19 protein-coding genes and 2 tRNA genes are annotated in these 25463 nt (G+C 62.9%); 9 read left to right on the forward strand and 12 right to left on the reverse strand.

What is annotated here, in order from left to right; translation table 11 throughout:
- Positions 1-139: 139 nt before the first annotated feature.
- The gene (purL, locus tag AABE10_RS17565) at positions 140-4228 is read right to left on the reverse strand and encodes a phosphoribosylformylglycinamidine synthase (RefSeq protein WP_342934553.1); all 4089 of its coding nucleotides are present in this window, start codon (positions 4226-4228) and stop codon (positions 140-142) included.
- A 453-nt stretch (positions 4229-4681) separates the two neighbouring features.
- Between purL and AABE10_RS17570 the strand changes: the two genes are divergently transcribed.
- The 3 genes from AABE10_RS17570 (at position 4682) to pgi (ending at position 9632) form a co-directional block, all read left to right on the forward strand.
- Positions 4682-5986: an NAD(P)/FAD-dependent oxidoreductase gene (locus tag AABE10_RS17570; RefSeq protein ID WP_342934554.1), complete on the forward strand. Its 1305-nt coding sequence runs from the start codon at positions 4682-4684 to the stop codon at positions 5984-5986.
- A gap of 114 nt (positions 5987-6100) precedes the next feature.
- Positions 6101-7702 (forward strand): NAD(P)H-hydrate dehydratase, encoded by a 1602-nt coding sequence (locus AABE10_RS17575; RefSeq protein ID WP_342934555.1) that lies wholly within the window; start codon positions 6101-6103, stop codon positions 7700-7702.
- 307 nt (positions 7703-8009) lie between these two features.
- The gene (gene pgi, locus AABE10_RS17580; protein ID WP_342934556.1) at positions 8010-9632 is read left to right on the forward strand and encodes a glucose-6-phosphate isomerase; all 1623 of its coding nucleotides are present in this window, start codon (positions 8010-8012) and stop codon (positions 9630-9632) included.
- A gap of 106 nt (positions 9633-9738) precedes the next feature.
- Here the strand turns inward: pgi and AABE10_RS17585 are convergent, their stop codons facing one another.
- Positions 9739-10425 (reverse strand): ABC transporter ATP-binding protein, encoded by a 687-nt coding sequence (locus tag AABE10_RS17585; protein WP_342934557.1) that lies wholly within the window; start codon positions 10423-10425, stop codon positions 9739-9741.
- Between the two features lies 1 nt (position 10426).
- Between AABE10_RS17585 and AABE10_RS17590 the strand changes: the two genes are divergently transcribed.
- On the forward strand, positions 10427-11152 hold the full coding sequence (locus tag AABE10_RS17590; protein WP_428983355.1) for an arylesterase: 726 nt from the start codon (positions 10427-10429) through the stop codon (positions 11150-11152).
- A gap of 144 nt (positions 11153-11296) precedes the next feature.
- The gene (locus AABE10_RS17595; RefSeq protein WP_090862253.1) at positions 11297-11635 is read left to right on the forward strand and encodes a hypothetical protein; all 339 of its coding nucleotides are present in this window, start codon (positions 11297-11299) and stop codon (positions 11633-11635) included.
- A 107-nt stretch (positions 11636-11742) separates the two neighbouring features.
- Here the strand turns inward: AABE10_RS17595 and AABE10_RS17600 are convergent, their stop codons facing one another.
- From AABE10_RS17600 to tig, 8 genes are all read right to left on the reverse strand, one after another.
- Positions 11743-13698, reverse strand: a complete 1956-nt coding sequence (locus AABE10_RS17600) for a SurA N-terminal domain-containing protein (RefSeq protein WP_342934559.1) — start codon at positions 13696-13698, stop codon at positions 11743-11745.
- A 70-nt stretch (positions 13699-13768) separates the two neighbouring features.
- A tRNA-Asp gene (locus AABE10_RS17605) sits at positions 13769-13845 on the reverse strand.
- Between the two features lie 41 nt (positions 13846-13886).
- Positions 13887-13962 (reverse strand) — tRNA-Val (locus tag AABE10_RS17610).
- A gap of 70 nt (positions 13963-14032) precedes the next feature.
- On the reverse strand, positions 14033-14305 hold the full coding sequence (locus tag AABE10_RS17615) for an HU family DNA-binding protein (RefSeq protein WP_007585907.1): 273 nt from the start codon (positions 14303-14305) through the stop codon (positions 14033-14035).
- 348 nt (positions 14306-14653) lie between these two features.
- On the reverse strand, positions 14654-17071 hold the full coding sequence (gene lon / locus AABE10_RS17620) for an endopeptidase La (protein ID WP_342934560.1): 2418 nt from the start codon (positions 17069-17071) through the stop codon (positions 14654-14656).
- 182 nt (positions 17072-17253) lie between these two features.
- A complete protein-coding gene (gene clpX / locus AABE10_RS17625) occupies positions 17254-18525 on the reverse strand; it encodes an ATP-dependent Clp protease ATP-binding subunit ClpX (RefSeq protein WP_342934561.1) in 1272 nt (423 codons plus the stop codon).
- A gap of 207 nt (positions 18526-18732) precedes the next feature.
- Entirely contained in the window at positions 18733-19392 is a 660-nt protein-coding gene (clpP, locus tag AABE10_RS17630; RefSeq protein ID WP_007585897.1) for an ATP-dependent Clp endopeptidase proteolytic subunit ClpP, read from the reverse strand.
- 193 nt (positions 19393-19585) lie between these two features.
- Entirely contained in the window at positions 19586-20932 is a 1347-nt protein-coding gene (gene tig / locus AABE10_RS17635; RefSeq protein ID WP_342934562.1) for a trigger factor, read from the reverse strand.
- 525 nt (positions 20933-21457) lie between these two features.
- On the opposite strand from tig, the gene AABE10_RS17640 reads away from it, so the two are divergent.
- From AABE10_RS17640 to AABE10_RS17650, 3 genes are all read left to right on the forward strand, one after another.
- On the forward strand, positions 21458-22603 hold the full coding sequence (locus AABE10_RS17640) for a glycerate kinase (RefSeq protein ID WP_342934563.1): 1146 nt from the start codon (positions 21458-21460) through the stop codon (positions 22601-22603).
- A gap of 63 nt (positions 22604-22666) precedes the next feature.
- Positions 22667-23122 carry a MarR family transcriptional regulator gene (locus AABE10_RS17645; RefSeq protein ID WP_342934564.1) on the forward strand — a complete coding sequence of 152 codons (456 nt, stop codon included), beginning with the start codon at positions 22667-22669 and terminating at the stop codon, positions 23120-23122.
- A 700-nt stretch (positions 23123-23822) separates the two neighbouring features.
- On the forward strand, positions 23823-23960 hold the full coding sequence (locus AABE10_RS17650; protein WP_342934565.1) for a hypothetical protein: 138 nt from the start codon (positions 23823-23825) through the stop codon (positions 23958-23960).
- A 322-nt stretch (positions 23961-24282) separates the two neighbouring features.
- Here the strand turns inward: AABE10_RS17650 and AABE10_RS17655 are convergent, their stop codons facing one another.
- Positions 24283-24573: a type II toxin-antitoxin system RelE/ParE family toxin gene (locus AABE10_RS17655; protein WP_342934566.1), complete on the reverse strand. Its 291-nt coding sequence runs from the start codon at positions 24571-24573 to the stop codon at positions 24283-24285.
- Positions 24560-24802: a type II toxin-antitoxin system Phd/YefM family antitoxin gene (locus tag AABE10_RS17660; protein ID WP_342934567.1), complete on the reverse strand. Its 243-nt coding sequence runs from the start codon at positions 24800-24802 to the stop codon at positions 24560-24562. The genes AABE10_RS17655 and AABE10_RS17660 overlap by 14 nt, the downstream gene beginning before the upstream one ends.
- A 121-nt stretch (positions 24803-24923) precedes the next feature.
- On the opposite strand from AABE10_RS17660, the gene AABE10_RS17665 reads away from it, so the two are divergent.
- On the forward strand, positions 24924-25391 hold the full coding sequence (locus AABE10_RS17665; RefSeq protein ID WP_342934568.1) for a hypothetical protein: 468 nt from the start codon (positions 24924-24926) through the stop codon (positions 25389-25391).
- Positions 25392-25463: the final 72 nt, after the last annotated feature.

Genomic DNA, 25463 nt, shown 5'->3' on the forward strand with positions numbered 1-25463 from the left:
CCTCGGGCGGCTTTTCTCTTTCATGGTCGACGCGCGATCAGCAGGCTTGCATCGTCGTGAACGTAGCGGCAAAACAAGGGCGCGCGCGGTTCGACCTTCTCACCGGTCAAACCGCGCGATCGAACAGCGCCCCGCTACCTCAGCCCAGCCACTTGCGCGCGTTCTGGAACACGCGCATCCATGGGCTGCCATCCGTCGCGCTGTCCTTCCACGCGTGCGGATGCCAGCTCATCTGCACATTGCGATGCACGCGCTCCGTGTGGGGCATCAGCACCGTGAAGCGGCCGTCCGGCGTCGTGACGGACGTGATGCCGGCAGGCGAGCCGTTCGGGTTGAACGGATACTGCTCGGTCGGCTGGCCGCGGTGATCGACATAGCGCATCGCGACGGCGACACGCGACGCATCGCCCTGCTGCGAGAAGTCCGCGAAGCCCTCGCCGTGCGCGACGGCGACGGGAATGCGCGAGCCTTCCATGCCGGCGAAGAAGATCGATGGCGACGACTGCACTTCGACCAGCGAGAAGCGCGCTTCGAATTTCTCCGACTTGTTGCGCGTGAACTTCGGCCATGCGTCCGCGCCGGGGATCATCGACGCGAGGCTGCTCATCATCTGGCAACCATTGCAGATGCCGAGCGCGAACGTGTCGCTGCGGCCGAAGAACGCTGCGAACATATCGGCCAGTTGCGCATTGAAGCGGATCGTCTTCGCCCAGCCTTCGCCCGCGCCCAGCACGTCGCCATATGAGAAGCCGCCGCACGCGACAGCGCCCGCGAAGTCGGCGAGCGTCGCGCGGCCCGACAGCAGGTCGCTCATATGCACGTCGTGCGCATCGAAGCCCGCGCGGTCGAATGCATACGCGGTTTCGAGGTGCGAGTTCACGCCCTGCTCGCGCAGGATCGCGACACGCGGACGCGCGCCCTTGCCGATGAACGGCGCAGCGACGTCTTCAACGGGATCGAACGACAGATGCGGCTGGATGCCGGGGTCCGACGCATCGAGCAGCGCATCGAACTCGGCATCGGCGCACGCGGGGTTGTCGCGCAGACGCGAGATGCGCCAGCTCACTTCGCTCCACGTGCGATGCAGTTCGGTGCGCGGCGCTTCGTAGATCTTCTTCGCGTCGCGCCAGATTTCGATCGTGTCGCGCTCGTTCGGCTTGCCGATCACATGCGAGCACGCCGACAAGCCATGCTCGCGCAGCGCGCCGAGCACGGCGTCGCGATCGGCGGCGCGCACCTGAACCACCGCGCCGATTTCTTCGTTGAAGAGCGCGCGGATCGTGCGATCTTCGCGACGGCCGCTCGTCTGCTTCGCCCAGTCCTTCGCGTCGCCGTAGTCGAATTCGTGATCGGGATCGAGCGTCAGCATGTCGACGTTCACCGACACGCCCACGTGACCCGCGAACGCCATTTCGCAGACGGTCGCCCACAGGCCGCCGTCCGAGCGGTCGTGGTACGCGAGCAGCTTGCCGTCCGCGTTGAGCGACTGGATCGCCGCGAAGAAGCGCTTCAGGTCTTCGGGATCGTCGACGTCGGGCACCTTGTCGCCGGCCTGCTGCGTGACCTGCGCGAGGATGCTGCCGCCCAGGCGCTGCTTGCCGCGGCCAAGGTCGATCGCGATCAGCACGGTGTCGCCTGCTTCCTTGTGGCTCTGTAGCTGCGGCGTCAGATGACGGCGCACGTCTTCGACGGGCGCGAACGCCGAGATGATCAGCGACACAGGCGCGATCACTTCCTTCTCGACGCCGCCGTCGGCCCACTTCGTGCGCATCGACAGCGAATCCTTGCCGACGGGAATGCCGATGCCGAGCGCCGGGCACAGCTCCATGCCGATCGCCTTCACCGTGTCGTACAGCGCGGCATCTTCGCCAGGGCTGCCGCACGCGGCCATCCAGTTCGCCGACAGCTTCAGCCTGTCCAGCGAAGCAATCGGCGCCGACGCGATGTTCGTCACCGCCTCGCCGACGGCCATGCGGCCCGACGCGGGCGCGTCGATCACCGCGAGCGGCGTGCGCTCGGCCATCGTCATCGCCTCGCCACGGAAGCCCGCGTAATCGACCGTCGTGATCGCGCAATCGGCGACGGGCACCTGCCACGGACCGACCATCTGGTCGCGCGCCGTCGTGCCGCCCACCGAGCGGTCGCCGATCGTGATCAGGAACGACTTGCTCGCCACCGTCGGATGACGCAGCACGTTGATCGCCGCCTCGTGCAGCGCGAGATGCGTGACATCGACGGGCGGCAGCGGCGTCGATGTGCGCTTCACGTCGCGGTGCATGCGCGGCGGCTTGCCGAGCAGCACTTCCATCGGCATGTCGACGGGCTGGTGCGCGTTGTCGTTCGCGTTGTCCGTGTCGATCAGCTTCAGCTGACGCTCGGCCGTGGCCGTGCCGACCACCGCGAACGGGCAGCGCTCGCGGTCGCAGATCGCGGCGAATTCTTCGAGGCGCGCAGGCGGAATCGCCAGCACGTAACGCTCTTGCGCTTCGTTCGACCAGATTTCGCGCGGCGACAGGCCGCTTTCTTCGAGCTGCACCTTGCGCAGTTCGAAAAGCGCGCCCTTGTCCGCGCCGTCGACCAGTTCAGGAAACGCATTCGACAGGCCGCCCGCGCCGACGTCGTGGATGCTCAGGATCGGATTGCCCTCGCCCATCTGCCAGCACGCGTTGATCACTTCCTGCGCGCGCCGCTCGATTTCCGGGTTGCCGCGCTGGACCGAATCGAAGTCGAGCTCCGCCGTGTTGGTACCCGTCGCCATCGAGCTGGCCGCGCCGCCGCCCATGCCGATGCGCATGCCCGGACCGCCGATCTGGATCAGCAGCGAGCCCGCGGGCAGATCGTGCTTGTGCGTGTGCTGATCCGAGATGTTGCCGAGGCCGCCCGCGATCATGATCGGCTTGTGATAGCCGCGGACGCGGCCCGCGACGTTCTGCTCGTAGGTGCGGAAATAGCCGCCGAGGTTCGGACGGCCGAATTCGTTGTTGAACGCGGCGCCGCCGAGCGGCCCGTCGATCATGATCTGCAGCGGCGATGCGATGCGGTCGGGACGGCCATACGTGTCGAACTGGTCGGCGCTGTTGCGATGGCCGACGGGCTGCGTGGCGTCGCGGGCGTTTTCCCACGGCTCGCGGGCATCGGGCAGATCGAGGTTCGACACCGTGAAGCCCGTCAGGCCAGCCTTCGGACGCGCGCCCCGGCCCGTCGCGCCTTCGTCGCGGATTTCGCCGCCCGCGCCCGTCGCGGCGCCCGGGAACGGCGAGATGGCCGTCGGGTGGTTGTGCGTCTCGACCTTCATCAGCGTGTGCGTCATTTCGACGTGGCGGCCATAACGTTCGCCGGGTTCGCCCGGCTCGCCGTCGCTCGCCGCCTTGCGCGGGAACCAGCGCTCGGCCATGCCGCCCTGCATGATCGACGAGTTGTCAGAGTACGCGACGATCGTGCCTTGCGGGTTCAGCTTCTCGGTGTTGCGGATCATGTTGAACAGCGACATGTCCTGCGCTTCGCCGTCAATCGTCCAGCTCGCGTTGAAGATCTTGTGGCGGCAGTGCTCGCTGTTGGCCTGGGCGAACATCATCAGTTCGACGTCGGTCGGGTTGCGGCCGAGCTTCGTGAACGCATCGACGAGATAGTCGATTTCGTCGTCGGCAAGCGCGAGGCCGAGTTCCGCGTTCGCCTTTTCCAGCGCCTTGCGGCCGTCCGTCAGCACGGCGACTGTCTGCAGCGGCTTGGCGGGCAGCTCGTCGAACAGGTGCATTGCGTGATCGCGCGACGGCGCGACGCTTTCCGTCATCCGGTCATGCAGCGCGGCGGCGACGGCGGCGCGCGCCTCGTCCGACAACGCCTTCTTGCCGCCCAGCAGGCCGCCCTTCAGCACAACCGTGTATTCGATGCCTCGCTCGATGCGCCGCACGTGCGTGAGGCCGCAGTGATGCGCGATATCCGTGGCCTTGCTCGCCCACGGCGACACCGTGCCGAAGCGCGGCACCACGAGAAAGCTATCGACAGCGCCTTTGTCCTTGCCCGCGTCGAACGGGTCGCCGTAGTGCATCAGCGCTTCGATCTTCGCACTATCTTCCGTGGAAAGCGGCGTCTGCGCGTTCACGAAGTGCAGATACTGGCCGCGCACGCCGACGATGTTGGCGTCGATGCGCGACAACGTATCGAGCAGGCGGGTTTGACGGAAATCGGAAAGGGCCGAAGCGCCGGGGAAACACGAGAAGTGGGCCATGGACTTGACGTTGCGTCGATCGGTTGCGTCGCCGGATGCCGCGTGCGATTGCTTTCACAATTGCTCGGACAGTCGCGCGTGGAGGCGACGTGAGGCGTAAGGAAGTCCGGGATTATAACCCGGGAAGGCCCGGCAGACCTGACCTGGGTGGCGCGCCTGACACGCTCTGGACGTGTTTGCACCACCGGCGCGCGGCGCCTGGGCGGCGCACGGCCATTTCGGGATGCGTTCCCGTCGGATTGTGGTAGGCGTCGCGCGGTTTCGCCGGGAGCACCGCGCAAACGCGGACATTGTGCCTATCCCGACGGCACGATGCCGGGCGACTCGTTTGACTGCTATCATTCCGCCTTTCATCAGATCGGCGCAGCATGGGCAGCCATTCACGCTGCGCCGCATGTCACGCATACGGAATACGCCTGGCCTCACGCGCGCCCCGGGCAACTCGAATTAACCATGGATGTCATTGTCATCGGCGGCGGGATCGTCGGCGTCGCCACCGCCTACCAGCTTCGCGCGGCGGGTCATCGCGTGTGCGTCGTCGAGCGGCACGCGACCGTCGCGCAAGGCGCCACGTATGGCCACGGCGGCACGCTGCTGCCCACTCCCTTCGACGTCTGGTTCGGCCCGACCTTCATGCAGCATCGCCAGGCGGCGAAAAGCGGCGTGATCAGAAAAACGGGCTTCAACGGTCCGGTTCGCGAATTCATTCGCAAACTCTCCACGCTCGCGGAGCCCGACGCGTTCAAGAAGCAGTTTGCGCTGCTGCGTCCGCTGATCGAATCGGCGCGCGAGTCGCTCGCCGACATCGAACATCACTTCAACCTCGAATTCGAGCAGTCGAAGGGGCAGTTGTACCTCGTGCGCAGCGCGCAGGACTGGGAGCTGACGGAGCCGGCGCTCGAACTGCTGCGGCAATTCGAAGTGCCGCACCACGTGCTGAGCCCGCAGGAATGCCAGAACATCGAGCATTCGATTCCGCTCGAACCGCACTTCGCGGGCGGCGTGCTGATCGAGGACGAAGGCACGGCGAACTGCCCGCTGTTCGCGAAGCTCATCAAGCAGACGCTCGATGCGCAAGGCGGCGTGCAGTTCCAGTGCGGCCGCGAAGTGACAGGCATCCGGCTCGACAACCAGCGCGCGGCCGTCGAGCTGGCGCCCGCGAACGGCGAATCGACACATTCTTCTCGCGAGGTCGACGTGATCAGCGCGGATGCCGTCGTCGTGGCGGCGGGTGCCGGCAGCCTCGCGCTGCTGGAGAAGCTCGGGCTCAGGCTGTCGCTGCATCCGCTGCGTCTGCACAATCTCGTCGCGCCGATCGCACGCGAGGAGTTCGCGCCGCATACGACGGTGATCGATGCCGTCAAGCGCATCACGATCACGCGAAGCAATCACCGGCTGCGCATCGCGGGCGGCGCGGTGCTGCAAAGTGCGAGCCAGACGAAGCAGCCGCTGCCTGAACCGCTGACCAAAGAAGCGCTCGCCCTGCTCGGCCAGGCGACGCACGACTGGGTGCCGGGCTCCGCGCGCATTTCGGCGGCGCTGCCCTGGGAAGGCGCGAAGCTGTTGTCGCCGGACGGCTTGCCCGTGACGGGCAACGCGATGCATCCGCGCCTCTTCGTGAACGCCGGGCATGGCCCCGTTGGTTGGGGCCTCGCGTTCGGCACGGGCAAGCTGATCGCAAACCTCGTGTCGGGTGCGCCGTCCGAACTGCCGCCCGATACGATCGCAGCGCTTCGCCCCGAACGCTTCGGCGAATAATAGGGGCGGTCATTCGTCCTATGCCATTGCGCGTGCTGGCATCGGCACGCGCAATGCCACTACCATGAACGTATCCCGTCGCTGTCGACGCTCCCCACGTTCCGCCAGGCTGCCATGACCGATGCCACCGTGCCTGTTTCGCATTCGATCCTCGTCAATCCTCACGACCGGCCGCTCGCGCTGTTGAGCGTGGCCGAACTGCGCGCGCTCGAAAAGAGCGCCGAAGCCGCCTTGCCCCCTCACACGCTGATGGGCCGCGCGGGGCATGCTGCTGCCCGTTTCCTGCTCGAACAGTTTGCGCATGACGGTTCCGTCGATGCGCGCCATCCGGTGTGGCTCGTCGCGGGCCCCGGCAACAATGGCGGCGACGCGCTCGTCGTCGCGGTGGAGCTGCAGCGGGCGGGCGTCGCGGTGGAAGTCTGCATGCCCGTCGACGTCAAGCCCGACGACGCCCGCTGGGCGTTGGCCGAAGCGCGTGCGGCGGGCGTGCCGATTTCGGGCGCGGTGCCCGCCTCGCTGGACGGCTACGGCTGGCTCGTCGACGGGATGTTCGGCATCGGGCTCGCGCGGCCGCTGCAAGGCGTTTACGCGTCGATTGCACAACAGCTGTCGGCACGCGCGAGGACGCATGGCCGCGTCCTCGCGCTCGATGTGCCGAGCGGGCTCGACAGCGACACAGGCAATGTCGTCGAAGGCGGCGTCGCCGTGCGCGCCACGCATACCGTCACGTTCATCGGCGCGAAGCCGGGGCTTTTCATGGCGTTCGGGCGCGATCTTGCGGGCGAGGTGACGGTTGCGCCCATCGGCGTCGAAGCGCCTCGTGAGCCCGGTGCCCGGCTGAATGCGCCCGCCCTCTTCGTTCCGCATTTCCCGCCGCGCGATTACTCGACGCACAAAGGCACGTTCGGCACCATTGCTGTGGTGGGCGGCGACACGGGCATGTGCGGCGCGCCGATCCTCGCGGCGCGCGCGGCGCTATACGCGGGCGCGGGCAAGGTGCATGTCGCGTTTCTCGGCGCCGGTGGCCCGCCGTACGATCCGCCGCACCCCGAACTGATGCTGCATCCCCTCGACGATCTGCCGCTGGATCAGATGGACGCGTTGTCGATCGGCTGCGGGATGGGCAAGCGCGAGCGGGCCGTCGAGGTGCTGCGCAACGTGCTGCCGCTCGATCTGCCCAAGCTCTTCGACGCCGATGCGCTCAACCTCATCGCTACGCACGGCGATCTGGCTGATGCCGTGAAGCAGCGCGGCACATCCAGGACGGAACCAACGACGGGATCGGCGGCCGATCCGTGCGTGCTGACGCCCCATCCGCTCGAAGCCGCGCGCCTGCTCGGCACGGACGCGAAAACCGTGCAGAGCGACCGCCTCGGGGCCGCGCGCGCGCTCGCCGCACACTACTCGAGCGTCGTCGTGCTGAAAGGCACAGGCACGGTGATCGCAGCGGCCGATGGCCGCGTCGCCGTCAACCCGACAGGCAATGCGGCGCTGGCGACAGGCGGCACGGGCGATGTGCTCGGCGGACTGATCGGCGCGCTGCTCGCGCAGCGTCTGCCTCGCTATGAAGCGGCGCTCGCGGGCGTCTATCTGCACGGTCTCGCCGCCGACGCGCTCACGGCCCGAGGCGAAGGCCCGGCAGGACTGACAGCGGGCGAACTCGCGCCGATGGTGCGCAAGCTGCTGAACAGACTCGTGTATCCGCGACGGGACTGATCGCTTGCTGGTGTGTGCTCCGGCGTCCCGCGCATGCGTCCGCGAAACGTCCCGCTCATGCTCCCCTTTATCTGGCGTACCGGCCCCATGCATGCCGGCTGTCATCCGGGACCGCTATACTGATTGACTGCGTCGATCGGCCGGCCTTCGGCCACGACGTGAACTGCAGACGCCCGCTGACGGGGCACGAGGCGCGCCGCCGCGCATCCGGCGACCGTACCGCTCAGCCGACTGCGCGTCTGCAGATCCCTCCCGGCACGCACGATGCGCGGCCGGCCATTCGTTTTCCTTCGTTAGACGGACGGTTATGACTCTCAACTCGCTCCCCGCCTGGAACTCGCTGCAAACACACTACGGACAGATTCGCGATGCGCGGCTGCGCGACTGGTTTGCACCCGAGAACGATCCCGCGCCGACGCGCGCCGAACGATTCACCCTTACCGGCGGCGGTCTTGCAGCCGACTTTTCGAAGAACCGCATCACCGATGAAACGCTGCAACTGCTCGTGCAACTCGCGCGCGAAGCGGACGTCGAAAAGCGCCGCGACGCGATGTTCGCCGGCGACATCGTCAATCCGACGGAAGGACGCGCGGTGCTCCATACGGCGCTGCGCGCGAGCAGCCCGACGGCGCCGTTCTACGGCAAGGTGCAGGCCGAGCGCGCAAAGATGGCCGCTTTCGCCGACAAGGTCCGAAACGGCGACTGGAAGGGATACACGGGCAAGCGCATCCGCCATATCGTGAACATCGGCATCGGCGGATCGGACCTCGGGCCGAAGATGGTCGTGCACGCGCTGCATCACCTTGCGACACCGGACATCTCGACCCACTTCGTCTCGAACGTCGATGGCGCGGATCTCTATCGGGTGCTCACACAGATCGATCCCGAAGAGACGCTCGCGATCATCGTCTCGAAGACTTTCACGACGCTCGAAACGATGACCAACGCCAATTCGCTGCGCGACTGGTTCATCGAAAAGGGCTGCCCGCAAAACGAACTGGCGAAGCACTTCGTCGGCGTGTCGGCGAATCCGGCAGAGGTCGTCAAGTTCGGCATCGCCCAGAACAATGTGTTCGAGATGTGGGACTGGGTGGGCGGACGCTATTCGCTGTGGTCGGCAGTCGGTCTGTCGATCATGATCGCGATCGGCCCGAAGCAGTTCGACGAACTGCTCGCGGGCGCCAACGACATGGACGAGCATTTCCGCAGCGCGCCGCTCGAGCGCAATCTGCCCGTGCTGATGGGCATGATCGGCATCTGGTATCGCAACTTCTTCGGCTCGCAGAGCTATCTGGTCGCGCCGTATTCGGAAGCGCTGCACTTCCTGCCGTCCTACCTGCAGCAGCTCGAAATGGAAAGCAATGGCAAGCAGGCATGTCTGGACGGCTCGTTCGTCAGCTACGACACCTCGGCCGTCACATGGGGCGAGCCCGGCACGAACGGCCAGCACGCGTTCTTCCAGATGCTGCACCAGGGGCCGACCATCGTCCCGATCGACTTCGTCGCGGTGCTGACGCCCGAGCATCCGCTGGCCTCGCATCATCCCAAGCTGCTCGCAAACTGTTTCGCGCAGAGCGAAGCGTTGATGCTCGGCCGCACGCGTGAAGAAGCGGAGAAGGTCGCGGGCCCGGACAAGCCCGAGCTCGTGCCGCACATCATGTTTCCCGGCAATCGTCCGACCACGACGCTGCTCGTCGACGCCCTCACCGCCCGCGCGCTCGGCGCGCTGATCGCGCTGTACGAACACAAGGTGCTGGTGCAAGGCACCGTGTGGAACATCAACTCGTTCGATCAGTGGGGCGTCGAGCTGGGCAAGATTCTCGGCAAGGTCGTCGAGGCCGATCTCAATGCGGCGAGCATCGATGAGACGAAGCACGATTCGTCGACATCGGCGTTGATCGCGCGCGCGCGTTCCGCGTTGAAGCGCTGATCAAGCATCGCCAGTTCACACACACGCAAACAGGCCTTTGATCTCAAAGGCCTGTTTTGCTTTTACGCCTCAGACGACGCACATTCGAAGCCGTCGCGGCCCGCGCTCAGATCAGGCGCCCTGCTTCGATCGTTATCGTCGTATCGCAGCGGCGCGCCAGTTCGACGTCGTGCGTGACCAGCACGAGCGTCGCGCCGTTTGCCCGATTCATCTCGAACATCAGATCGATGACGGCGTGCCCCGTCGCGGCATCGAGACTGCCCGTCGGTTCGTCGGCGAAAAGAATGGCGGGGTGCGTCGCGAACGCGCGCGCCAGCGCCACGCGCTGCTGTTCGCCGCCCGAAAGCAGCTTCGGATAGTGACGCATCCGCTCGCCGAGCCCGACTTGCGTGAGCAGCGTCCGCGCGCGCGCGTTGACGTCGCGTGGCGACAGACCGCCTTGCAGTTCGAGCGGAAGCGTGACGTTTTCGAGCGCCGTCAGATGCGGCATCAACTGGAACGACTGGAATACGAAGCCGACCGAACCGTTGCGCAGCGCGGCGCGGCCGTCTTCGTCGAGTTCCGTCAGTTCGCGGCCGAGCAGACGAACCGACCCCGACGTCGCGCTGTCCAATCCGGCGAGCAGTCCAAGCAGCGTAGACTTGCCCGAGCCCGATGCCCCGACGATCGCGACGCGGCTGCTGGCTCGAATCGACAGGTCGATGTTATCGAGAATCGACAACTCGCCTGTCGCGTCCCTAACCCTCTTGCACAAACCCCGCACTTCGATGACTGGATCGGTTTTCTTTCGCATGGTGAAGCGTAGGTTGAAACTGCGCGCCGCTGCGTCGATCGCGGCAGGTATTTGCGTCGCCTTCGCCGCGACGTTTTGCGCATACGCCCAAGCTGCCAACAGCGCAAACGCCGGCGCTAACTCCGCTGCCACGGCGACGGCCGCAGCTACGAATACGCAGCAGTCGAAGCCGACGATCGTCGTGCTCGGCGACAGCATCTCGGCCGAATACGGGCTGCCTCGCGACACCGGCTGGGTTTCGCTGATGCGTCAGCGTTTGTCGAGTGAGCGGATCGATTATAACGTTGCGAATGCGAGCATCAGCGGCGACACCACGAGCGGCGGACGCGCGCGCCTGCCCGCGTTGATACAGCGTCTCAAGCCCGCCATCGTGATCGTCGAACTCGGCGCCAACGACGCGCTGCGCGGTGTCCCGCTCGGCACGACCGAGGACAATCTTCGCACGATCATCAAGGAAGCCCAGCAGAGTCACGCGAAAGTCCTGCTGATTGGCATGTACGTGCCGCCCAACTACGGCCTCGACTACACGCAAAAGTTCCACGGCCTCTACGGCGAGCTGGCGAAGCAGTTGCGCGTGCCGCTCGTCCCGTTTCTTCTCGCCGGAATCGAAAACAAGCCGGACATGTTTCAGTCGGATCAGATCCATCCGACGCAACAGGCACAGCCCCTGCTCCTCGACAACGTGTGGCCGGCGCTGAAGCCGCTGCTCCACACCACGTCCCAATGAACGCGCGTCCGCTCATGCCGGACCGTGAAGGCGCGCCGACAACTCGTCTCGAATAATGGGAAACGTGATCAGGCACGGTCATCGCAAGAGCACGCCTGATTTCGACTACCGGCTCGACTCGAGCGATTTCTGGAAGGAGATAACGTGAAATACTTACCGCTTGTCGCTATGGCTGTCGCCATTTCCGCTTGCGCCGCGCAGCCCGCCGGCGTGCAGTCCGTCGGTACCAGCCAGCAGCCACCAAGGGCTGTCGGCCAATGCATCGCGAAGAAGTGGGCGGACAAATCGCAGCAGCAGGTCGTGGCACAAGATACATTGGCCAACGACCAGGCGCTGGACGTCTACGTCCCCGGTCAGCAGCCGCCGAACGGCGCCGCCGCGATTGTGCGTCCGAACTACCGGGGCACGGGCACGTGGGTCGGGTTCCGCGCCGCGGGCGGCGCAGGCAGCGATGCTACGAGCGATATCAGCGCCTGCCTCTAACGCCCTCGCGCCGCTCGCCGCGAAACAAAAAAGCCCCGCATGTGCGGGGCTTTTTGCTGTCCACATGAAGCCATATGGAACGGCTCCATGCATCCATCGAAGCGGGCTTACTCGCCCGACTGCCCGCTTTCTAGCGAGCCGTACATCTTCACCTTCGAGCGCTCGCGCAGCGCGTCCAGATAGGCCTCCGCTTCAGCTTGCGCGTTCACCGATGCGATCTGCTGCTGAGCAGCCGCGAGACGCTTCGAGTCGGTCGGAGCCGGCGGAACCACGGCGTTCACGCGATAGATCACGTAGCCGTCGGCACCGAGATCGACACCGACGTAAGCCGGCAACTTTTGGGCATCGGCCTTGTAAATTGCACCCAATGCGGCAGCCGGCACGCCCTGCGCAGCGTTGCGCGACACCTTCAGCGAGGACGAGAAGCCGTCTGTCGACTTCGACTTCTGCAGATCGGCGAGCTTCGCTTCGCCTTCCTTGCGGGCCAGCTCGGCGGCCTGCTGTACGACGAGCTTCTGACGCACGGCATCCTTGATCGCGGCGAGCGCGGGCACGGCGGCCGGCTTGTAGTCGGTCACGTGCGCGGCGATCAGCGTGTTGCTGCCGACGTCGATGGCCTGCGTGTTGTTGCGATCCTTCACCGAATCGTTCGCAAAGACGGCAGCGAGGAACTTCGCGCTGTTCAGCGGGCTATCCGGCGGCAGCGCGGTGTTGGCCTTCGGCGTGACCGTCGCGGTCTGGATCTGCAGCTTGTACTTGTCCGCGGCCGGCTGCAGGCTCTTCGCCTGTTCGTAGACGGTCGACGTGAAGCCTTCCGAATCGTCGCTGAATGCCTTGGCCGCAAGCTGCATCTTCAGGTCCTTCGCAATCGAGTCCTTCACTTCGTCGAAGGGCTTCGTCACCGACGGCTTCACGTCCGTCACCTTGACGATGTGATAACCGAAGTCCGACTGGATCAGATCGCTGATCTCGTCCTTCTTCATCTTGAAGACGGCATCGTCGAACGCCTTGCCGCCCGCGATCATGCCCGGGCCGAAATAGCCGAGGTCGCCGCCCTTCGACGCCGAACCCGGATCTTGCGAATCCTGCTGCGCGAGCTGCGCGAACTGATCAGGATGCGCCTTGACCTGTGCGAGGATCTGTTGCGCTTTCTGCTTCGCCTTGTCCTTGTCGGCAGCACTCGCATCCTTCGGCGCCGCGATCAGGATGTGGCTCGCGCGCACTTCGGCCGTCGTGCGGAAGTGCGCGATGTTGTCGTCGTAGTACTTCTTGAGGTCCGCGTCGCTCGGATTCGTCGACGCAGCGAGCGTGGCCGGCGACATCACAAGGTACTGGATCGTCGCCGTCGCGGGCGTCGCAAAGTCATTGCTGTGCGCGTCGTAGTACGCCTGGATTTGCGCGTCGGTCGGCTGCACCTTCGACTCGTACTCCTTCGCGTGGAATGCGAGACCCTGCACTTCGCGCTGCTGCTCGGCGAGTTCGGTCAGATGCTGGGCGAGCGTCTTCGGCGTGAACGCCGTTTGCGTGATCACGGCCGGCAACTGCTGCATCGCCATGCTGTAGCGGATCTGCTCCTGGTATTGATCGGGCGTGAGGCCCTGCATCGCGAGGAGTTCTTTGTATTTGTTGAGGTCGATCGAGCCGTCGGGGTTCTTCAACGAACCGATCACGGGGTCGGCGAGCAGCGCGCGGCGCAGTGCATCGTCGGAGACCGTCAGATGCAGGCGTTGCGTTTCGTCGGCGAGCACGCGCTGTTGAATCAGGCCGTCGAGCATGTCCTTGCGGCGCTCCGGCGTGTCGAATACCTTCGAGTCGAACTGGGCGCCGAGCATCTGACGCGCGCGGTCCATCTGCTGGCGCCACGCGTTGTCAAATTCGCCGCGCGTGATCTTGTGGCCGTTGACGCTCGCGACATTCGAGCTCTCGTCAAAGAAACCGCGGAAGCCCTGGATACCCACAAAGCCCAAGCCCGGCAGAATGACCAGGATGAGCATGAACATCATCAGACGTTGGTGATTGCGGAAGAAATCGAGCATGCTTGAAGAGGCAATAGTCAGTGCCAAAAACGGAACGCCCGATAGTACAACAGCGGGCAATAAAAAAGGCGAACCGGAGTTCGCCTTTCTAGGATACTGGCGGAGTGGACGGGACTCGAACCCGCGACCCCCGGCGTGACAGGCCGGTATTCTAACCGACTGAACTACCACTCCTTTTGCTGCATATGCCGCAGCGTGTCACTCCAATCTGGAACTGGTGGGTGCTGAGAGGCTCGAACTCCCGACCTACGCCTTGTAAGGGCGCCGCTCTACCAACTGAGCTAAGCACCCGCTCCGAGATTGCCGCCGCCTAGTTGCTCATGCCGATTTACACCGGTAGTTTCATCAAGCAGCGAGCCCATTAGTTTAACGCATCCTTCAGCGCTTTGCCAGGCCTAAATTTCGGGACCTTGGCCGCCTTGATCTTGATCGCCGCGCCCGTGCGCGGATTGCGGCCCGTGCGAGCCGTGCGCTTGCCGACGGCGAACGTGCCGAAACCGACCAGCGTGACCGAACCGCCCTTTTTCAACGTGCCTTTGACGCCACCGATCACGGCATCCAGCGCACGGCCCGCTGCCGCTTTCGAAATGTCGGCTTGCTGTGCGATGTGATCGATTAATTCCGTTTTATTCATTTAAAGCCCCCGAGTGTGTAGTTGGGCAATCATGAAAGCGCTTAAGCGCCCGGTTATCTGCGGCACGGCATATTTTGCCGGCCACTCATTAGAATGGGCCGAAACCCTTGTGTCAAGCGGGGTTGGGCCTGATTCGAAGGGTACGTCGAAGGCTTGTCGATGACAAAATCTTGCAAAGAGACCGATGCAGATGCAACTAATCCGGCCGGTTAACAACGGTATTTGGGAGAGCCCACACGAAAAAACGTTTGCGCACTTTCTTCGGCATATGGAAATAAAAAACCCGCGGATCAAGCCGCGGGTTTTTGCTTGCTGACAGCGCCGGCTGCCGCCGGCTAATCAGGGTGCTTAGTGCTTCACGACATCGCTGGCGCCGGCATCCTTCGATTCGCCGACGGGCGCAGCCGCCTTCGGCTCTTCTTCAGGCAACGGCGACGGCACGCGTTCGAGCGCCAGCTCGAGGACCTTGTCGATCCAGCGAACAGGGACGATTTCGATTGCGTTCTTCACGTTGTCCGGAATCTCCGTCAGATCCTTGACGTTTTCTTCCGGAATCAGCACGAGCTTGATGCCGCCGCGATGCGCTGCCAGCAGCTTTTCCTTCAGCCCGCCGATCGGCAGCACTTCGCCGCGCAGCGTGATTTCGCCCGTCATCGCGACATCTGCGCGCACGGGAATGCCCGTGAGCACCGACACCAGCGCCGTCGTCATCGCAATACCGGCGGACGGACCGTCCTTCGGCGTCGCGCCTTCCGGCACGTGGATGTGGATGTCCTGCTTCTCGAACGCTTCATCCTTGATGCCCAGGCGGCGCGAGCGCGAGCGCACCACCGAACGCGCGGCTTCAACGGATTCCTTCATCACGTCGCCGAGCGAACCCGTGCGGATCACGTTGCCCTTGCCCGGCATCACGGCTGCTTCGATCGTCAGCAGATCGCCGCCGACTTCCGTCCACGCGAGGCCCGTGACCTGACCGATCTGGTTTTCCTTCGCGGCCAGACCGAAGTCGTACTTGCGCACGCCGAGGAACGTGTCGAGGTTGTTGCCGTCGACCGTGACCACGTTGTCTGCCTTCTTCAACAGAAGCATCTTCACGACCTTGCGGCAGATCTTCGACACTTCGCGCTCGAGCGAACGCACGCCCGCTTCACGCGTGTAGTAGCGGATGATGTCGCGGATTGCGGCTTCCGTGACTTCGATCTCGCCAGCCTTGAGGCCGTTGTTCTTCTTCTGCTTCGGCAGCAGATAACGTTGCGCGATGCTGACCTTCTCGTCTTCCGTATAACCCGACAGGCGGATCACTTCCATCCGGTCGAGCAGCGGCGGCGGAATGTTCAGCGAGTTCGACGTCGCGACGAACATCACATCCGACAGGTCGAAGTCGACTTCGACATAGTGGTCGGCGAACGTGTGGTTCTGTTCCGGATCGAGCACTTCGAGCAACGCCGACGACGGATCGCCGCGGAAATCCATGCCCATCTTGTCGACTTCGTCGAGCAGGAACAGCGGATTGCGCACGCCGACCTTGGTCAGGCTCTGCAGGATTTTGCCCGGCATCGAACCGATGTACGTACGACGGTGGCCGCGAATCTCAGCTTCGTCACGCACGCCGCCCAGCGCCATGCGCACGAACTTGCGGTTCGTTGCACGCGCAATCGACTGGCCCAGCGACGTCTTGCCGACGCCCGGCGGCCCCACGAGGCACAGGATCGGCGCCTTCACCTTGTCCACGCGCTGTTGGACCGCGAGGTATTCGAGAATGCGTTCCTTGACCTTTTCGAGTCCGAAGTGGTCTTCGTCCAGCACACGTTCCGCATTCGACAGGTCGTTGTTGACCTTGCTCTTCTTGCGCCACGGCAGGCCGATCAGCGTATCGATGTAGTTGCGCACGACCGTCGCTTCCGCAGACATCGGCGACATCAGCTTGAGCTTCTTCAGCTCGGCGTCGGCCTTCTTCTTCGCTTCCTTCGGCATGCGAGCGGCCGTGATGCGCTTCTCGAGTTCTTCGAGATCGGCGCCCTCTTCGCCTTCGCCCAGTTCCTTCTGGATCGCCTTGACCTGTTCGTTCAGGTAGTACTCGCGCTGGCTCTTCTCCATCTGACGCTTGACGCGTCCACGGATGCGCTTTTCGACCTGCAGGATGTCGATCTCAGCTTCGAGTTGCGCGAGCAGATGCTCGAGGCGCTCGATGACCGGGAACATTTCGAGGATCTGCTGCTTCTGGTCGAGCTTGAGCGGCAGGTGCGCGGCGATGGTATCGGCGAGACGACCGGCTTCGTCGATGCCCGACAGTGACGTCAGAATTTCCGGCGGGATCTTCTTGTTCAGCTTCACGTACTGGTCGAACTGCGACACGATCGCGCGGCGCAGCGCTTCCGTTTCGGCACTGTCGGCGTGGTCGGGCTCGAGCGGCATGACTTCGCACGAGAATTGCGTTTCCTGCTCTTCGACCGTCAGCGTTTTCGCGCGCTGAAGGCCTTCGACCAGTACCTTCACGGTGCCGTCGGGCAGCTTCAGCATTTGCAGGATGTTGGCGACACACCCTACTTCATACATGTCTTTTTCGGTCGGCTCATCTTTGGCCGCCGTCTTCTGCGCGACAAGCATGATGTGCTTGCCGCCTTCCATCGCGGCTTCCAACGCCTTGATTGACTTAGGGCGACCCACGAAGAGCGGAATCACCATGTGCGGGAAAACGACTACATCGCGCAGCGGGAGCAGCGGAAGTGTGACGCGTTCCGGCGGGAGGAGTTGGGTTCCTGACATTTCATTTCCCCATGAGTGGAATCAGTTTGTTCGGTAGTTGAGGCCGCATAAAACGATTGCAAGCCTTCGCGTGTGGGAAAAGTTCAGTGACTCCAGAAAAACATTCCGTCCTGACGACACGATAAACGAAAAAAGCCGTTCACGCGCCATGAACGGCTTTTTTTCAACAGTCGGGAAGCCGATCAATTCGAGCCCGCCACCTTCGGAGCGTCTTCGTAGATCAATAGCGGCTTTCCGTCACCATCAATGACATTGTCGTCAATAATGACTTTGCTGACGCCCTTCATTGCCGGCAGTTCGTACATGACGTCGAGCAACGCCTGTTCCAGAATCGAGCGCAAGCCACGTGCCCCCGTCTTACGGCGGATCGCCTTGCGCGCAACGGCCTGCAACGCAGCCGGACGGATTTCCAGCTCGACGCGCTCCATGTTGAACAGTTTGTGGTACTGCTTCACGAGCGCATTCTTCGGTTCGACCAGAATCTTCATCAGCGCGGCTTCATCGAGCTTGCCGAGCGTCGCCACGACGGGCAGACGGCCGATCAGTTCTGGAATCAGGCCGAATTTGATGAGATCTTCCGGTTCGACTTCGCGCAGCACCTCGCCCGCGTCGCGGTCCTGCTTGCTCTTGACACTCGCGCCGAAACCGATCCCCGTTTTTTCCGTACGATCGACGATGACTTTTTCGAGACCATCGAACGCGCCGCCGCAAATGAACAGGATGTTGGTCGTGTCGACCTGGATGAAATCCTGGTTCGGATGCTTACGGCCACCTTGCGGCGGTACCGACGCCATCGTGCCCTCGACCAGCTTCAGCAGCGCCTGTTGCACGCCTTCACCGGACACGTCGCGGGTGATCGACGGGTTATCCGATTTGCGGCTGATCTTGTCGATTTCGTCGATGTAGACGATGCCGCGCTGGGCCTTGTCGACCTCGTAATTGCAGTTTTGCAGCAGCTTCTGAATGATGTTTTCGACATCTTCGCCGACGTAGCCGGCTTCCGTCAGCGTGGTCGCGTCGGCGATCACGAACGGGACGTTCAGAAGACGCGCAAGCGTCTGCGCGAGCAGCGTCTTGCCGGAGCCCGTCGGGCCGATCAGCAGGATGTTGCTCTTCGACAACTCGACATCGTCCTTCTTGTCGAGATGCTTGAGACGCTTGTAGTGGTTGTACACCGCGACCGCGAGAATTTTCTTCGCGCGTTCCTGCCCGATCACGTATTGATCGAGGATTTCGCGGATTTCCTGAGGACTCGGCAGATCGGACTTAGACAGGCCTGTCTCCAGACCCGCGCCCGCTGCTTCGTCGCGAATGATCTCGTTGCAAAGGTCGATACATTCATCGCAAATGAATACCGACGGGCCAGCAATCAGCTTTTTGACTTCATGCTGACTCTTACCGCAGAACGAGCAATACAACAGCTTTTCGCTGTTAGAACCTTTTTTGTCCGCCATAGATGTGTGAGCCTCCGGACACTCGAATGACATGATACGCCGTTTGCCCACCCCGTTCAGTTCGGGGTAGGACGGATGCGCAAAAGCTGTGACGGCGTTTGCCGCAGGCGTTCAGACGGGTCTTATTATTTCACAAGGTTTTGCGCCGGCGCTCTTCCCCCAATTTGAAGGAAAAGCGCCCCGGATCAGTCATGTTTCAGCGAATTTTTACGGACGCTTATGCAGGACCTGATCGACGAGACCATACGCCTGCGCGTCGTCGCCCGACATGAAATTATCGCGGTCCGTGTCGCGCTGGATGCGTTCGACGGGTTGACCGGTGTGATGCGACAGCAACTGGTTCAGACGCTCCTTCAGGTACAGGATTTCGCGTGCCTGAATTTCGATGTCCGATGCCTGGCCGCGTGCGCCGCCCAGCGGCTGGTGGATCATCACGCGCGCATTCGGCAGCGCAAAACGCTTGCCCTTCGCGCCCGCCGCGAGCAGGAACGCGCCCATGCTAGCCGCAAGACCCATGCACAGCGTCGAAACGTCCGGCTTGATGAACTGCATCGTGTCGTAGATCGCCATGCCTGCCGACACCGAGCCACCCGGGCTATTGATGTAGAAGCTGATGTCCTTGTCCGGGTTTTCGCTTTCGAGGAACAGCAACTGCGCGATCACGAGGTTCGCCGTCTGATCGTTCACTTCGCCGACCAGGAAAACCACGCGCTCCTTCAGCAGGCGCGAGTAGATGTCGTAAGAACGTTCGCCGCGACCGCTCGTTTCAACGACGATCGGCACGAGGCCGAGCGCTTGCGCTTCGAGATCCCGATCCCGTGATGACTGGGAGGTCAACGTGTCCAGCATTTGAGCGCGAAAGGTCATGCAATGGATCCTTGTCAGGAAATGTTCTGATAACCGGTTCTGGACAATTGGGTGCGGCCGCGCACTTCTTCAAGTGCGAAAACCGCCGACAAGCGTTCTTTTAGCATGAATCGGCCATCGGTACGGTTTCTCCGCACGTAAAAACGGCGTGCGGGCCGTCGCTCGGACAGCCGGCACGCCGTTGCAGCGATGCTTAAGCTTGCGCGGTCGCGCTTGCCAGCTCTTCGAAGCTCACTTCCTTGTCCGTCACCTTCGCCTTGCTCAGCACGAAATCGACGACGTTGGATTCAACGACATACGCTTCCATCTCGGCAAGGCGTTGCTGGTTCGAATAATACCAGCGGACGACTTCCTTCGGGTCTTCGTAGCTCTTCGCGAATTCGTCGACTTCCGCGCGAATCTGCTCGGGCTTCGCCTGCAGCTCATTGGCCTTCACCAGCTCGGCCAGCACGAGGCCCAGCTTCACGCGGCGCTCGGCCTGCTCGGCGAACATTTCGGCGGGAATCGGTGCGTCCTTCGCGTTCGGCACGCCGCGCTGCGCCAGGTCCTGGCGCGCCATTTCGACGAGGCGCTGCTGGTCCTGCTCGATCAGCGCCTTCGGCACGTCGAGTTCGGAGATCTTCAGCAGTGCATCCATTACCTGGTTCTTCACGACAGCCTGCGTGCGACGCTTTGCTTCGCGCTCGAGGTTGTCCTTGATTTCATTGCGCATCTTCGTCAGATCGCCGTCTTCGATGCCGAGCGACTTGGCGAACTCGCCGTCGATTTCCGGCAGATGCGGCCACTCGATCTTCTTCATCGTGATCGTGAATTGCGCAGTCTTGCCGGCGACTTCCTTGCCGTGATAGTCCTCGGGGAAGTTCAGGTCGAATTCCTTCGACTCGCCGACCTTCAGGCCGAGCGCTGCCTTTTCGAATTCCGGCAGCATGCGGCCTTCACCCAGGACAAACGCGAAGTCGTCCGCGCTGCCTCCCTGGAATGCTTCGCCGTCGATCTTGCCGACGAAGTCGACCGTCACGCGGTCGCCGTCCTTCGCTGTCGTATCCGCGCCGCCGTCGCCATGCTCTCCGGCTTCGCCGCGAGCGTGGAAGTGCACGCGCTGCTTGCGCAGGATGTCCAGCGTGCGGTCGATTTCCGCGTCGCTGATCGTGGTCTTCGTGCGCTCGATTTCAGCCGTCGCCACATCGCCCAGCTTCACTTCCGGGTAAACCTCGAACGTGGCGTCGAATGCGTAGGCGCCTTCCGCAGCATCCGCCTTCGGGCTGAAGCTCGGCTGGCCAGCGACGCGCAGGTTCTCCGCGCGGCTGATGTCGAAGAACTCCTTGCCAACCTTGTCGCTCAGCACTTCGGCTTCCACCTGACCCGCATACTGCTGCGTCACCATCTTGAGCGGCACCTTGCCCGGGCGGAAACCCGGCATGCGCACGTTCTTCGCGAGTTGACGGATACGCGCGTCCACTTCCTTCTGCACGGTGTCCTTCGGCAGGGAAATCGTCACGCGGCGTTCGAGCTTGCCGAGGTTTTCAACAACGTTAGCCATGGCTTCAATCGTCCTAAAATTATTCGAGCGAATCAGTTATCTTGTCTGCGCCGCCTGTCGATGTCCGCTTTGCGTCTTGCGCCCGACACTGCGTTTTGCATTCGCTTTAGCGCAGGGTCGCCGCGTCGCTTCGCTCACTCACGTGTGACATCGATCGCGTGCCTCTCGCCGCGGGCTGCGAGGCCGCCGGCAGCACAGTTTGGGTCAGAGAGCCAAATATTCTAGCAAACTATTTGCACGCCTAGCCGCGATTCGCAGTTTCGCGGATTTCGAGCGGCTTGCGCACTCCGATCTGACCTGTAGCGCAGAACGACGCATGCGCTTTTGCCTCATCCTGACGCGCGCCGCATCTGTGAAGCAAAGTCAATTCTGCCTATACCTTCCGGTATATTCAGTCGCGCTCCGCATGCTGATAAGCTTCACCACAACCCGACACGTTGCTGCACGCGCAGAGGCGTTCCGGCCGCTCTACATCGCATCGCGTGATCGCGTCGATGGCTTCCATTCCAATTCAACAGAGACACCATGCCGAATACGCTGCCCGCGCCCATCGTCGTCATTGCACCCGACTCATTCAAAGGTTCGTTGTCCGCCGAGCAGGTCGCGCAGTCCATCGCGACGGGCATCTTGCGCGCGCGAGCCGATGCGACCATCCGCGTCTGCGCGATGGCGGACGGCGGCGAAGGCACGCTCGACGCGATGCTCACGCGCGGCGGCGAGCGCCGCATGCTCACGGTGCGCGGCGCCGCGGGCCTGTCGCGCGAAGCCGCAACGGGGCTCCTCGCCGATGGCAGCGCGATCATCGAAACGGCGGAGATTGTCGGCATTACAGATCCCGTCGGTATGGGTGTCGCCGTCGAAAAGCGCAGCACGCGCGGCATGGGCGAAGCGATCCGCTCGCTGCTCGACGCGGGCGTGCGGCGCTTCTTCATCGCGCTGGGCGGCAGCAGCACGAACGACGGCGGCTCCGGTTTGCTGGTCGGCCTCGGACTCAAGCTGTTCGACGCCCAAGGACATGAGCTCGACCCGACGCCCGAACAGCTTGCGCAACTGGCGCGCGTCGACGCATCGGGGCTCGATGCGCGTCTGCGAGAAACCGCCTTCATCGGCATGTCGGACGTCGACAATCCGCTGACGGGCGACCATGGCGCTACGGCAATCTTTGGTCCGCAGAAAGGCGCGACGCCGGAGCAGGTCGCGATCATCGACGCTGCCCTCGCGCGCTTCGCCGACCTCGTCGAACCGGCGATGAATCGTGTCGCGCGCAACGAGCCTGGCGCCGGTGCCGCGGGCGGCCTCGGCTTCGCGCTGCATATGCTAGGCGCCGACTTCGAGCCGGGCGCTGAAGTGGTTGCGCGCGAGATCGCTCTCGATGCGGCGCTCGAAGGCGCCAACTGGCTAATCACGGGCGAAGGCCGCTCCGACGTGCAGACGCTGCATGGCAAGGCGCCGTTCATCGCCTGCCGCCATGCGCGTGCGGCGGGCGTGCCGGCCACGCTGCTATCGGGTGCAGTCGATCCTGCCGCGTTGCCGAAACTCGCCGAGCACTTCAGCGGGTGCTTCTCGCCGGCTCCCGGTCCCATCACGCTCGAAGTGGCGATCCGCGACGCGGCCATCCTTCTCGCGAACGAAGCCGAGCAGATGACGCGACTAAGGTATGGCCCGCGTTGACCGCGCGAGCGGATGCAGCAACAATCACATCGCGGGACTGCATCCACTCACAACAGGAAGACCATGAAGGCCTCCGATAAAGCCGGACTCGAACAGTTTCTGACGTACCGTCTGCACGTGCTGAATAAACTTTCCGAGCGTGGCATCAGCGAACGGTATATGGCCAAGCTCGACGTGACGCTGCCCGAAGCGCGCGTGATTGCCTCGGTCGGATCATTCGGGCCTTTCTCGATCATGGACCTCGCGCGCCACGCGAACCTCGACAAGAGTCAGGCGAGCCGCGCAGCAGAAGCGTTGATCAGACAAGGACTCGTGCAACGCGAAGCGAGCGCGCAGGATGGCCGTGTCGTGCTCGTCTCGTTGACGACGGAAGGCCGCGCTCTGTATCGCAAGATCATGCCCATCGCGCGCAAGTGGAACAGCGATCTGTTCGACTGCCTCGACGATCGCCAAAAGATCGCGCTCAGCGAGGCGCTCGACAAGGTGATCGAAAGCGCGATCGCGCGAAACGCCGAATAGCAGCTTGACGAAGCACTCCCGTCAGACCACGCGTTCAAGCCTGTCGATCGACGGCGCATTGGCTGCGCCGTTGACTTCGCCGTTTCATAATTCCTTAAACACTCATTCACAAGCCATTGGGCCTGCATGCGTGTCGGATGGCGCTGCCTTCGCGCACGCACTGAACATGGGTCGATTCTGAAATCGCCAGGAAAGGATCGATCCTCTTCATCCAGCCGGCCAGCCAGGATTCGCAACCACGCGCACAGAGGAGCGCATTCTGAGTCGACGCCCGAACATCTCGTGCGGCCGCGCCCGCATAGAAGTTTTCTAGCCGCGCTTGAGACGAACAGGCAGCGGTGAGGCCCGCAGTCGTATGCAAGTGCATCACCCGATGTGCATCGCGCAGTGCGCGATAGATGACGATCGCGGAGCGCCTGAACAGCCGGTCGAATCCACAGAATACTCAGCGTTCTAGCCAGCATGTCATCCCCGACGCCCATCGCCTTTTCGCGGGCATCGGTCATTTCACGGACCGCGCGCATCGCCTCAAAACAGCGCGATGATCTCGTTGCACCCGCAACCGGATGCCAGGACCTGCGACGAAACGCCCTGTAAATGCAGTGCAAAACGCGTTGCATAGCACCGAGGCTGAAGGAAATCGTAATGCTGGCTTGCTACGATGACGGCTCGCTTTTTCTCTGACCTCGAGGATCGAAAAATGAAGAAGGTTGTTCTGGCGCTGATCGCCGCAGCCGCTGGTTTTGCCGGCATGTCGTCGGCATTCGCGTATGACCATCATCATCCCGTGTGCCACAAGGTACGCGTGCATCATCACTGGGAGAAGCGCTGCCACTAAGCAGCGGCGAACCGTCAGTGTGATGGCCGATGCCCCGCCCTCGTGCGGGGTTTTTTGTGCGCGTCGATTTCGAGTGCAAAGTGTGGTGGTGCTCGATGAGCGTCGCGCGCGGTCTTGCGGCGAAATGCGCATCGCTGAGCGCGCGGTGCAAAAACAAAAACCCCGCTGGTCAGCGACGAGCGGGGTTTCTATAGGGTGCTGCGTAAAAGAAGTGGTGCGACGAAGGGGACTCGAACCCCTACAATTTATTGTAGATAAAGGCTCTGTTCGGCGATGCTGGCAAAATGCTGGCAATAGAAAAGCCCGCCGAAGCGGGCCTCATTCACTTCAAGCGGGCAATCGCTGCGGCGTATACCTGACTGCGCTCTCGCTTTCCCACCGACACTACAATCACCGTCACAGTGCTATCGACCACCTGATACACCATCCGATAGCCAATTGCGGCGAGTTTGATCTTGTAGCAATCCGGCATCGTGCTTAGACGCGCCGATTCGACTCGCGGATTATCCAGCCTCTCGGCCAGTTTGCGCTTGAACTGCGCGCGCACCGTGTTGTCTAGCTTCTCCCACTCTTTCAACGCAGGTTCAAGAAACTGCAGCTTATAGGTCTTCAAAATTTACGCTCACGGCTTTTTCGCCGCTTCGCGCCCTGACGATCTCCGCCAGCTCGATGTCTTCGAGTCTGTCGCAGATCCGCTCCCACTCGTCGGCGGGAATCAGGTACGCGACCGGCTTATTACGATTAAGCACCGCGACCGGCCCTTCAGCTTGCTCGATTGTTGCGGTCGGATTGACCTTGAGTTCGCTGATGCCAATCGAGGTGCGGGCAAGGATGCTTTCCATGGCTCGTTCGGTCGTTCAATCAGTCAATGAGTTACTTCTACGAGACCAAACAGTAGGTCTTTTATTTGGTCATGTCAAGCACGCTTGACGATACTGTATAAAAACACAGTATTATGGCCGCATGAACACCCTTCAATCCGATCACCCGGAAGACATTCATTCGTTCCTTTGGCACAGCAACCAGCTTGCGCGCGGACGCGTGTCGACGGTGGACACCGGCTACGCCAACCTGTCGCAGGAACTGCCTGGCGGCGGCTGGGCGGTCGGTGCGCTCATTGAAGTGCTCACCCAACACCCGGCCTCGGGCGAGATGCGGCTGCTCGCGCCGGCGCTCGCCGCGCTCCAGGCACAGAAGGCAATGACGTTCCTCGCCGAGGCCGATGGCCCGGTCTTCGTCAACCTGACGACGCGTAAGCGGTTCACAGGGCCGCCGCAAATCTGGAAGGTATGGCAGACCGCGCTGAAGCGCGCGGGCGTGCGCTATCGCCGGCCCTATCAGACGCATCACACGTACGCGTCAATGATGCTCTCAGCGGGTGAACACCGATGTGGGTGGCGAACCAGATGGGGCACGCGGACTGGACAATGATCGCGCGCGTGCATGGCCGTTGGATGCCTTCGGCAGACACCGAAGCGGGCAATAAGGCGGTGGAGAAGTTCG

The sequence above is a fragment of the Paraburkholderia diazotrophica genome (assembly GCF_038900755.1).
GTDB classification, from domain to species: domain Bacteria; phylum Pseudomonadota; class Gammaproteobacteria; order Burkholderiales; family Burkholderiaceae; genus Paraburkholderia; species Paraburkholderia diazotrophica_A.